Source organism: Streptomyces nidicola (assembly GCF_050106155.1).
In the GTDB taxonomy this organism is placed as follows: domain Bacteria; phylum Actinomycetota; class Actinomycetes; order Streptomycetales; family Streptomycetaceae; genus Streptomyces.
In genome coordinates, this window is the sequence record NZ_JBNBPI010000001.1 from 7033550 (window position 1) to 7045013 (window position 11464).

General features: G+C 70.1%; 9 protein-coding genes. 8 read left to right on the forward strand and 1 reads right to left on the reverse strand.

The features are described from left to right. Positions 1-185 precede the first annotated feature (185 nt). The 8 genes from ACOKM3_RS31785 to adhE all read left to right on the forward strand — a co-directional run bounded on the left by ACOKM3_RS31785 (position 186) and on the right by adhE (position 10262). Positions 186-2561 carry a sensor histidine kinase gene (locus ACOKM3_RS31785; protein WP_426904591.1) on the forward strand — a complete coding sequence of 792 codons (2376 nt, stop codon included), beginning with the start codon at positions 186-188 and terminating at the stop codon, positions 2559-2561. Further along, positions 2558-2986 (forward strand): roadblock/LC7 domain-containing protein, encoded by a 429-nt coding sequence (locus ACOKM3_RS31790; protein WP_327664068.1) that lies wholly within the window; start codon positions 2558-2560, stop codon positions 2984-2986. Before ACOKM3_RS31785 ends, ACOKM3_RS31790 begins: the two co-directional genes overlap by 4 nt. Then, positions 2983-3333: a DUF742 domain-containing protein gene (locus tag ACOKM3_RS31795; protein WP_426904593.1), complete on the forward strand. Its 351-nt coding sequence runs from the start codon at positions 2983-2985 to the stop codon at positions 3331-3333. The genes ACOKM3_RS31790 and ACOKM3_RS31795 overlap by 4 nt, the downstream gene beginning before the upstream one ends. After that, positions 3317-3913, forward strand: a complete 597-nt coding sequence (locus ACOKM3_RS31800; RefSeq protein WP_426904595.1) for a GTP-binding protein — start codon at positions 3317-3319, stop codon at positions 3911-3913. Before ACOKM3_RS31795 ends, ACOKM3_RS31800 begins: the two co-directional genes overlap by 17 nt. Before the next feature lie 234 nt (positions 3914-4147). Continuing rightward, positions 4148-5053 (forward strand): S1 family peptidase, encoded by a 906-nt coding sequence (locus ACOKM3_RS31805; RefSeq protein WP_426904597.1) that lies wholly within the window; start codon positions 4148-4150, stop codon positions 5051-5053. Positions 5054-5234: 181 nt separating this feature from the next. Beyond that, positions 5235-6167 carry a slipin family protein gene (locus ACOKM3_RS31810; RefSeq protein ID WP_426904599.1) on the forward strand — a complete coding sequence of 311 codons (933 nt, stop codon included), beginning with the start codon at positions 5235-5237 and terminating at the stop codon, positions 6165-6167. Positions 6168-6397: 230 nt separating this feature from the next. After that, complete coding sequence (locus tag ACOKM3_RS31815; protein WP_426904601.1) at positions 6398-7480, forward strand: S1 family peptidase; 1083 nt, start codon at positions 6398-6400, stop codon at positions 7478-7480. A 172-nt stretch (positions 7481-7652) separates the two neighbouring features. Beyond that, complete coding sequence (gene adhE, locus ACOKM3_RS31820) at positions 7653-10262, forward strand: bifunctional acetaldehyde-CoA/alcohol dehydrogenase (protein ID WP_426904603.1); 2610 nt, start codon at positions 7653-7655, stop codon at positions 10260-10262. Between the two features lie 78 nt (positions 10263-10340). Here adhE and ACOKM3_RS31825 read toward each other — a convergent pair whose 3' ends face one another. Continuing rightward, positions 10341-11384 carry a DUF3533 domain-containing protein gene (locus ACOKM3_RS31825; RefSeq protein ID WP_426904605.1) on the reverse strand — a complete coding sequence of 348 codons (1044 nt, stop codon included), beginning with the start codon at positions 11382-11384 and terminating at the stop codon, positions 10341-10343. Positions 11385-11464: the final 80 nt, after the last annotated feature.

Consider the following 11464-nt stretch of genomic DNA (forward strand, 5'->3'; position numbering starts at 1 on the left):
CCCTGTATACGGACCGGGGTGGCCCGAAGGTGTGGTGCGGGGCCACCTGCACGCCTTCGGAAAGGCTGTTTCGGTGGTGTAAAACAACCACCTGATGAGGTGACCGGAGCCGGTGAGGGCTCGTTGGCCGGGCGCGGAAGCACCGTTTCCGCACCGTCAACTCGCCCTCTCCATAAGGCATTTCAGTGGACCTCGTCTCGTCGGTGACGGCATCCGTCACCGCCTCCTCCCGACCCAGAACCATCCGCACACGACTCCTGCGCATCCTCGCCCTGGCCACGGCCGTACTTCTCGCCCTGCTCGGCTTCTTCGCGACCGAGCAGATCTCCGGCTACCGCAACGCCGCGGCGACCGCCGCCGACGCCCGGCTGGAGGTCACCATCCAGGGGCTCGTCCACGAGCTGCAGAAGGAGCGCGGCCTCACCACCGGATACGTCGGCGGGGTGCGGCAGTTCAGCGCGAAGCTGCCCGCCCAGCGCAAGGCGACCGACACCGCGCGCGTCGCCCTTCAAGGCGCGCTCGACGAGCGGGGCACCTCCGCGGCCGCGTCCGACGCGCTCGGGCGGCTCGACTCGCTCGCCGGGATCCGCAAGGGCGCGGACGACGGCTCCGGGCAGGTGAAGCCCACCTTCGACTACTTCACGCACACCATCGCCGAGCTCGCGGGGCTCGGCCGGGCCCTCGACGACGTGGCCGACGGGCCGCTGCGCGACTCCTACCAGTCACTCCAAACCCTGGGCTCCGCCAAGGAGTTCATGGGCCAGGAGCGGGCCATCGTGCTCGGCTCGGTACGGGCCGGCGGGCACTTCCGCGGCGACGACTACAGCCGCTTCATGGAGATCCGCTCCGGCCGGCTCGCCGCGCTCGACACGTTCCCGCGCACCGCGACGGACGCGCAGGAACGCCGCCTGGGCGCGGCGCTCGCCACGCCCGACGCCGAGCGGGCCCTCGGCTACGAGTCGACCGCCGTGCACGGCGCGGGCCGCCTCAGTCCCCGTGACGTACCGCCCATGGCCTGGTGGGACTCGATGACGTCGACCATCAACGGGCTGCGGGACGTACAGGTCTCCATCGGGGCCGACGTCGAGGACCGGGCCGCGCAGTTGGAGGGTTCGGCCCAGCGCGACCTGCTGCTGTTCGTGCTTCTCGCGCTCGCCGTCATCGCCGCCCTCGGCGCGCTCGCCTACGACTGCGTACGCTCCGTGTCCGCGCCGCTCACGGGCCTCGCCCGGGAGGCGCGCGAGGTGGCAGGGGCGCGGCTGCCGCAGGCCGTCGCCGCCGTGCAGACGGCCGGTGACGCCTCGCCCGAACCGCCCGCGCCGCTCGCCCTGGACGCCCGCGCGGGCGCCGAGGTGCGGGAGGTCGCCGATGCCTTCGACCGGGTGCAGAGCGCCGCGTTCGACCTCGCCACCGAGCAGGCCGTGCTGCGCAGGAACGCCACCGACTCGCTGGTCAGCCTCGGGCGGCGGAACCAGAACCTGGTGCGCCGCCAGATCAGCTTCATCAACAAGCTGGAGCACGAGGACGCCGACCCCGACACCCTCGCCAACCTCTTCGAACTCGACCACCTGGCCACCCGTATGCGCCGCAACGCCGAATCGCTGCTCGTCCTCGCGGGCGAGTCGAGCCCGCGCACCTGGTCGACGCCGCTGTCCGTCACGGACGTGCTGCGGGCCTCGCTGTCCGAGGTCGAGGAGTACCGGCGGGTCACGCTGCGGCGCGTCGAGCCCGCCCACATCTCGGGTGCCGTCGTCGCTGAACTCTCGCACCTGCTGGCCGAGTTGGTGGAGAACGCGCTCAGCTTCTCGCCGCCGGACTCCGACGTCGAGATCGAGGGGCGGCGCACCAGTGAGGGCTATCTCGTGGCCATCGTCGACCACGGGCTCGGCATGGACACCCGGGCCCTCGCCGAGGCCAACGTACGGCTCTCGGGGAATGCCAGCTTCATGGCCGAACCCACCCGGTTCCTCGGTCACTTCGTGGTCGGCGCGCTCGCCCGCAAGTGCGGCATCGAGGTGCGGCTCGGCGAGGCGCCCGCCGCCGGTGTGGTGGCCCGGGTGCTGGTGCCCGCGGGGCTGCTCACGGAGGCCAGGCCCAAGGTCGGGAAGGCCGAGATCGCCGAGATCGCGGAGAAGGCCGGGAAGTCCGAGAAGGCCGAGGCTGCCGGGAAGCCCGAGGAGCCGGCCGCGCAGCCCGCCAAGCTGCCCGCCCCGCGCAAGGAGGCCCGGACGCCGGTCGCCGCAGGCGCCGAGGCCAAGTCCCGTACGAAGCCCGCCGGTTCGGCGTCCTCTGCCTCCCGCACCCGCAACGGACTGGTCAAACGGCCGCAGCGCAGCGCCATCTCCAAGGCCGTGCACGAGACGGCGCCGCCGTCGTCGCCGGCGCCCGAGGGGCCCGCCGCCGAGCGCACCCCCGAAGGGGTGTCCGGGATGCTGTCGGGCCTGCGCAGCGCCCATATGCGCGGCTCCATCAGCGTCGAGAAGGAGCGCGCCGCCACGCGGGGCAAGCAGGGGAACACCGAGGCCGGGGACGGCGCCGAAGGGCAGGACGACACCAAGTGACCACCGTCGACACGCGGGGCGACTCGCAGACCTTCAACTGGCTGCTCGCCAACTTCGTCCGCTCCACCGACGGCGTGCGCGACGCCGTCGCCGTCTCCTCCGACGGGCTGCTCATCGCGGTGTCGGACGGGCTCGACCGCACCGAGGCGGACCGGCTCGCCGCGATCGTGTCGGGCCTGTCCAGCCTCGCCCGCAGCGCCTCGAAGCGGTACAGCTTCGACGGCGTGAAACTCATCATGATCGAGATGGGGCGCGGCTTCCTGCTCGTCTCCGCGATCCGCGACGGCAGCTGCCTCGGCGTCCTCGCCGACAGCAGCGGTGAACTCGGGCTCGTGGGCTACGAGATGGCCGTCCTCGCCGAACGGGCGGGGGACCTCCTCACGCCGGCGCTCATCGCCGATCTGCGGGAGACGCTGCCGCGATGAGCGAGCCATCGGAAGTGCCGGACGAGGGGCAGTTCGTCCGTCCCTTCATCATCACCGGTGGGCGCTCCCTGCCCGCGCAGGCCGATCTGCGCCTGGAGACCCTCGTGGTCGCGCTCGACGCGGCGGAGGGGGCCGCGCCGCTCGCGTTCGAGCACCAGCGCATCGTGACGCTGTGTCAGGAACCCACCACCGTCGCGCACATCGCGGAGGCGGTGGGGGTTCCGCTCGGAGTCGCCAAGGTGCTCGTCGCCGACCTCGTCGTCGGTGGCCGCCTGTCGTGTTCGCAACCCGCGGAGCTGCCGCTCCACACCCTCGAAAGGATCAGGGACCATGTCAGGGCGCTCTGAACGCATCGCCCCGCTGGCCGTGAAGATCGTGGTCAGCGGTGGGCTCGGCGTCGGCAAGACCACGTTCATCGGGGCGGTCTCGGAGATCGAACCGCTGGACACCGAGGCCTCCATCACGCAGGTCTCCGTGGGCGTCGACTCCCTCGACGGGGTCGAGGACAAGACGACGACCACCGTCGCCCTCGACTTCGGCCGCATCACGCTCGATCCGACCCTCGCGCTGTACCTGTTCGGCACACCCGGGCAGGACCGGTTCTCGTTCCTCTGGGACGACCTGGTGGAGGGCGCCCTCGGGACCGTGGTGCTCGTCGACACGCGGCGCATCGAGGACTGCTTCCCCGCGCTCGACTACTTCGAGGCGCAGGGGGCGCCGTTCGTGCTCGCCGTGAACCGGTTCGAAGGCGCGGAACGGTTCGAACTGGCCGAGATCCGGGAGGCGTTGGGCATCGGCGACGATGTGCCGGTCGTCGAGTGCGACGCCCGGGCCCGGGCGTCCGTACGCGATGTGCTCGGCGCGCTGATGGACCAGGTGATCGGGGTGCGCACGCGGCCACGGCGGGCGCCCGCGCTGTCCCGTTGACCCGGAACGCCCCCGCCCCGCACTTCCTCCAGCGGGGCGGGGGCGCATTGCGAAGATCTGGCGGAAGTCCAAAAGGCGCTCTTGTGCAGGGCAGTTGAGCGGGCGAATACTCCCGTTCAGCGATTGTCAGGAGCACGACGTGTCCGGAATCCGGATCGCCGCCGTGCACCTGGCTGCGCCTCACGGGCCCCATCCCCACGAGGGCCCCCGACTTCCCTATGGGAGGAACGAGCAGTGAGGAACAAGCGCAGTACCCCCCGCAGCGGCAGAGCCAGATCGACCCGGCTGATCGCCGTCGGTTCCGGTCTCCTCGCCGTGGCAGCTTTCGCGATTCCCTCCGCCAACGCGTCCGACACAGCGAACACGTTCAGCGCAGCGGAACTCACGCAGACCCGCGACGCGGTGCGCTCCGCCGATGTCGCCGGCACCGCGTGGGCCGTCGACGCCAAGACCAAACAGGTCGTCGTCACCGTCGACAGCACGGTCTCGCAGGCCGAGATCAACAAGATCCGGAAGGAAGCGGGTGACACCGCGGGCGCACTCAAGATCGAGCGCACGGCGGGCACCTTCAAGAAGCTGGTGTCCGGCGGCGACGCCATCTACGCCAGCAGCTGGCGCTGCTCACTCGGCTTCAACGTCAAGAACAGCGCAGGGGCCTACTACTTCCTGACCGCCGGTCACTGCACCGACGGCGCCGGGACCTGGTGGTCCAACTCCGGTCACACCACGACCATCGGCAGCACCACCGGGTCCAGCTTCCCCGGCAACGACTACGGCATCGTGAAGTACGCGAGCGGGGTCTCCACACCTCCCGGCACCGTCGGCAGCGTGGACATCACGCGCGCCGCCACGCCGTCCGTGGGCACCACCGTCACCCGCCGCGGCTCCACCACCGGCATCCACAGCGGCCGGGTCACCGCCCTTAACGCCACCGTGAACTACGGCGGCGGCGACGTCGTCTCCGGCCTCATCCAGACCACGGTCTGCGCCGAGCCCGGCGACTCCGGCGGCCCGCTGTACGGCGGCTCCACCGCCTACGGCCTCACCTCCGGCGGCAGCGGCAACTGCTCCTCCGGCGGCACCACGTTCTTCCAGCCGGTGACCGAGGCGCTCAGCGCGTACGGCGTGAGCGTCTACTGATCCGACCGCTCCACCTTCGCGTCACGTTCGGCAGTCGCAGCCAGCAGCAGGAGCCCCCGTCCGGCCATTTCGGCCGGGCGGGGGCTCTCCCTGTGTGCGGGCTCTCCCTATGTGTCCCTTACGGGGCTACCGTCGAAGTACACGCCTTTTGCGCCCACTTCGGACCCTGGGGGACCGTGAGATGGTCGAGGAACTGGTGACGGCGGGAGTGGCCGTCGTATGCGCCGGCGGGGTCTACGTGATGTCCGCGGCGCGGGTCGTCAAACAGTACGAGCGCGGGGTGGTGTTCCGGCTCGGCCGGCTCACCCGGTCCGTGCGCGGGCCCGGGTTCACGATGGTCGTGCCGTTCGTGGACCGGCTCCGTAAGGTCAACATGCAGATCGTGACGATGCCGGTGCCCGCGCAGGACGGCATCACGCGGGACAACGTGACGGTGCGGGTGGACGCCGTCATCTACTTCAAGGTGGTCGACGCGGCCGAGGCCGTGGTGCAGGTCGAGGACTACCGGTTCGCCGTCTCGCAGATGGCGCAGACGTCGCTGCGCTCCATCATCGGCAAGAGCGACCTCGACGATCTGCTGTCGAACCGCGAAAAGCTCAACCAGGGCCTGGAGTTGATGATCGACAGCCCGGCCGTCGGCTGGGGTGTGCAGATCGACCGGGTCGAGATCAAGGACGTATCGCTGCCGGAGACCATGAAGCGGTCGATGGCCCGGCAGGCCGAGGCCGACCGTGAGCGGCGGGCCCGCGTCATCAACGCCGACGCCGAGTTGCAGGCCTCGAAGAAGCTCGCCCAGGCCGCCGAGGTGATGTCCGACCAGCCGGCCGCGCTCCAGCTGAGGCTGCTGCAGACGGTGGTGGCGGTCGCCGCCGAGAAGAACTCGACGCTGGTGCTGCCGTTCCCGGTCGAGCTCCTGCGCTTCCTGGAGCGGGCCACGCCCGGGGACGCGGCGCACGCGGCGCAGGCGGCCGTCACCCAACTCGCCGAGGGGGCGCTGCCGGGGCTCACCGAGACACCGGCGCCCACGCCCGCGTTCGAGAAGAAGAGCGCGGCGGGCACCCCCGAGCCCGTGGTGAACGGCGAGCAAGCAGGGGCGAAATCCGGACAGGACTAGACCTCACCCTCCGCCCATCCATCGATGCACGGAGTGTTTGCAGTGGGGATCGACGTGCGGCGCGGGGGCGCACTCAAGTGGTGAAGGGCGTACGAGGATTGACGAACGCGCGTCCGGAAGTCGACCTTGTGTGCTCCCTGTGACGGTCGGGATAGTGGGCCAGTCAGCCTCACGGAACCGGTCCGACCCCACTCGAACCGGTATCCCAACCCCCCACAGGAGGACGTGAGTTGAAGCACCGACGCATACCCAAGCGGCGCGCCGCAGTGGTCGGAGCGGGAATCTTCGCCCTGGCCGCAGCGGGCATCACCTTCCAGACTGCGAACGCCAGCACCGACACTCCCGACCTGGTGGCCCAGAAGCTCTCGATCGCCAAGGCCGGAACTCTCGCCTCGAGCCTGACCAAGGACCTGGGCGAGAACTCGGCGGGCAGCTACTACGACGCCAAGACCAAGCAGCTCGTCGTCAACGTCCTGAACGACGAGGCCGCGCAGACGGCGCAGGCCGCCGGCGCGAAGGCCAGAGTCGTCCAGAACTCCCTCGCAGAGCTGAAGGGCGCGCGGACGACCCTGAAGCAGGACGCGACCATCCCGGGCACGTCCTGGGCCGTCGACCCCGCCACCAACAAGGTCGTCGTCACCGCCGACCGCACGGTCAAGGGCTCCGACTGGAACCAGCTGACCGGAGTCGTCGACAAGCTCGGCGGCAAGGCCGAACTCAAGCGCAGCCAGGGTGAGTTCAAGCCGTTCATCGCGGGCGGAGACGCCATCACCGGGGGCGGCGGCCGCTGTTCCCTCGGCTTCAACGTGACCAAGGGCGGCGAGCCGTTCTTCCTCACGGCCGGCCACTGCACCGAGTCGATCTCCACGTGGACGGACTCCAGCGGCCAGGAGATCGGCACGAACGCCGACTCCCAGTTCCCGGACAACGACTTCGGGCTCGTGAAGTACTCGGCCGACGTCGACCACCCCAGCGAGGTCAACCTCTACAACGGCTCCGCGCAGCAGATCACCAAGGCGGCGGACGCCACCGTGGGCATGAAGGTGACCCGCTCCGGCTCCACCACGCAGGTGCACGACGGCACGGTGACCGGCCTGGACGCCACCGTGAACTACGGCAACGGCGACATCGTCAACGGCCTCATCCAGACCGATGTCTGCGCCGAGCCCGGTGACAGCGGCGGCTCGCTCTTCTCGGGCGACTCGGCGGTCGGCCTCACCTCCGGCGGCAGCGGCGACTGCACGGCGGGCGGCGAGACCTTCTTCCAGCCGGTGACGGAGGCGCTCTCCGCCACGGGCACGGAAATCGGCTGACCAGCACGTTCGTACCCCGCCCCCGGGAAACCGGGGGCGGGGCTTTTTCGTGGCGCCCCGCATCCGCAGGGACTTTGGTCCCTTGGGGTCGGGCCGTTCTCCGCCCCATGAGCGGAGCGTAAAGGTGTGGAATTGAGACATCAGCGAAAAGGCGCGAAAAAGGGAGCCTGCCGTGGATGTCGAGGGTTCAGCCGAGGGGACGGTCGACGAACTGGTCGCTGGAGCGCGTGAGGCGCTCGCGAGGTTCGAGACGTACGACCAGGAACGGGTCGACCACATCGTCAAGAAGGCGTCGCTCGCGGCGCTCGCCCACCACGGCGACCTGGCGAAGGCCGCCGTCGAGGAGACCGGCCGGGGCCTGTTCGAGGACAAGGCGGTCAAGAACCTCTTCGCCTGCGAGCACGTCGTGAACTCGATGCGCGGCCTGAAGACGGCCGGCGTCATCTCCCGCGACGAGATCAACGGCATCACCGAGATCGCCGAGCCCGTCGGCGTGATCTGCGCGATGACCCCCGTCACCAACCCCACGTCGACCACGATCTTCAAGGCGCTGATCGCCCTGAAGACCCGTAACCCGATCATCTTCGCCTTCCACCCCAGCGCCCAGAACTGCTCCGCGGAGGCCGCCCGCATCGTGCGTGACGCGGCGATCGAGGCCGGCGCACCCGCGCACTGCGTGCAGTGGATCGAGGAGCCGTCGATGGCGGCGACGGGCGCGCTGATGAACCACGAGGGCGTCTCCACGATCCTCGCCACCGGCGGAAACGCCATGGTCAAGGCCGCCTACTCGTGCGGAAAGCCCGCCCTCGGCGTCGGCGCGGGCAACGTCCCCGCGTACGTCGCGAAGGACGCCAAGCTGGGCCGCGCCATCCACGACATCGTGCTCTCCAAGGCCTTCGACAACGGCATGATCTGCGCCTCCGAGCAGGCCGTCATCCTCGACCAGGAGATCTACGAGGACGGCATCGCCGAGCTGCAACGCCTGAAGGCGCACGTGGTGACAGCCGCCGAGAAGGCCAAGCTGGAGGAGTTCGTCTTCGGCGCCGCCGCCCACGGCAGCGACTGCGCGGGCGCCAAGCTGAACGCGTCCGTCGTCGGCAGGCCCGCGACCTGGATCGCCGAGCAGGCCGGTTTCGAGGTGCCGGACGACACCTCGATCCTCGTCGCCGAGTGTGCGGAGGTCGGCCCCGCTGAGCCGCTCACCCGCGAGAAGCTCTCCCCGGTCCTCGCCGCACTCAAGGCGAACGACACCGGGCACGGCCTCGAACTCGCCGCGCAGATAGTCGAGTTCAACGGCCTCGGCCACTCCGCCGCCATCCACACCGAGGACGATGAGCTGGCCGAGGAGTTCGGCCGCCGCGTCAAGGCGGTCCGCGTCATCGTCAACTCGCCCTCCACCTTCGGCGGCATCGGCGACGTCTACAACGCCTTCCTCCCGTCGCTGACCCTCGGCTGCGGCTCCTACGGCCACAACTCCGTCTCCAACAACGTCTCCGCGGTCAACCTCGTCAACATCAAGCGGATCGGCCGGCGCAACACCAACATGCAGTGGTACAAGATCCCGCCGAAGATCTACTTCGAGCGCAACGCCATCAAGTACCTCGCCGAGATGGACGACGTGCACCGCGTCACGGTCGTCACCGACAAGACGATGGGCGCCATCGGCTTCGTGCAGAAGATCACCGACATTCTCAACTCCCGTTCCACGGCGGTGACTTTGCAGGTCATCGACAACGTCGAGCCGAACCCGGAGCTGGCCACCGTGCAGGCGGGCGCCGCCGCGATGCGGGACTTCGGGCCCGATACGATCGTCGCGCTCGGCGGGGGTTCGCCGATGGACGCCGCGAAGATCATGTGGCTGATGTACGAGCACCCGGAGATCGAGTTCGCGGACACGAAGGAGAAGTTCTTCGACATCCGCAAGCGGGCCTACACGTTCCCGCAGCTGGGGGAGAAGGCGAAGCTCGTCGCGATCCCGACCACCTCCGGCACGGGCTCCGAGGTCACCCCCTTCGCCGTCATCTCCGACCCGGCCGCCGCCCAGAAGTACCCCCTCGCCGACTACGCGCTCACCCCGAACGTCGCGATCATCGACCCGATGCTGCCGATGAACCTGCCGCCGACGGTGACCGCCGACTCCGGCTTCGACGCGCTGACCCACGCCACCGAGGCGTACGTCTCCGTGTACGCGAACGACTTCACCGACGGCCAGTGCCTCCAGGCGATCAAGCTCATCTTCGAGAACCTGGAAGCGTGCGTGAGGGACGGCGCCAGGGCCCCCGAGGCGCGCGAGAAGATGCACAACGCGTCGACCATCGCGGGCATGGCCTTCGCCAACGCCTTCCTCGGCCTCGTCCACGCCATGGCGCACACGCTCGGCAACACCTTCCACGTCGCCCACGGCCGGACCAACGCGCTGCTGCTGCCGCACGTCATCCGGCACAACGGCACCGTCTCGTACAAGGCGACGCCGTGGCCGAAGGCCGAGACGTACCGGGCGCCCGAGCGGCTCCAGGGCATCGCGAAGATGCTGGGCCTGCCGGCCGCCACCCCCGAGGAGGGCGTGGAGTCGTACGCGAAGGCGGTCGAGGAACTGCGTGAGCGGTGCGGGATTCCGGCGTCGTTCCGCGAAGAGGGCGTCGACGAAAGGGAGTTCATGGCGGCCCTGCCGCAGCAGGCCATGAACGCCTACGCCGACCAGTGCGCGCCCGCCAACCCGCGGATGCCGATGATCGACGACATGAAGCGGCTGATGCGGCAGGCGTACTACGGGACCGAGTAGGGCCCTCGGGGCTTCGGGCCGAGCCCGCCGAGTCGTGTCACCTCACGATTCGGCGGGCTCCGCCGCAGCATGTGACCGTCACGATTCGGCGGGCTCCGCCGCGGCCGCCGTCCGTACGCCCCGCCGCTTCTCGCGCAGGCCCGACACGAGCAGCGTCGCGGCGATGCCCACCACCGCCCACGCGGACAGGACGAGCAGGGACTGGGTGAGGTCGTTGCCCTTGAAGTAGGCGATGGAGCGGGCCGCCCAGGTGCCCGCGCCCGGCGGCAGCCACGGGCCGATCGCCTGCCAGAACGGCGGCAGCATCGGCAGCGGGAAGGCGCCGCCCGCGCTCGGGTTGCCCGCGACGACGATCAGCAGCACCGCGAGTCCGATGCCGACGACGCCGGTGAGTTCCTCCAGGGCGAGCGTGATCGCGCCGACCGCGAGGGTGACCAGGGCGCCGAGCCCGGCCAGGCCCCAGAAGGACCCTGGCAGCGCGCCCAGGATCGAGTCGCCGATGATCAGTGAGCCGCCGATGCCGCCCACGATCGAGAAGACCGCGAGCGAGCCGAGCCGGATGGCGGCCCGCTGCGGGCTCGCCGGCTTGGACCCGGCGCTGATCGACATGATCGAGGCGCACAGATAGCCGCCGACGCACCAGCCGACGACGAGGTAGAAGGCCGACAGGCCGTCGAAGTCCGACGCCGACGCCGGCGCCACGTCGACGGTCTTCACCGTGCGTTGCTGCTGGGCGTCGATCGTGGTGGCCAGCCCCTCCAGCGCGGACGCCAGGACGGTGCCGCCGCCGGACGCGACGTAGAGGGTGTCCTGCGCGCCCTTCGCGTGGAACACCAGGGCGCCGTCGATCTCCCGGTTCAGGACCTGCTCGCGCGCCGTCTTCGCGTCCTTGACCACCCGCGCGTCGAGCGGGGACCCCTGCAGCTTGTCCAGCTGCTGCGCGAGCTGCTTCGCCGCCGCGGGCTGCGGCGCGACGACGCCGAACGCGACGTCCTTCGGCTTCGGATTGTGCAGCGCCCCCACGTACGAGGTGATGAACAGGAGCTGGAGAGCCAGGACACCGATGACGAGGAGCGCGGCTCTGGGTGTGACGGCGTTCTTGAACTCTTCGGCGAACTTCATGCCTCAACGCTCGGGTGGGGCCCCGGCTCATGCAGTCGGGGAGGGCCGAACGGGTGGGGGCGGGTTCCTGGGCGGCGGTT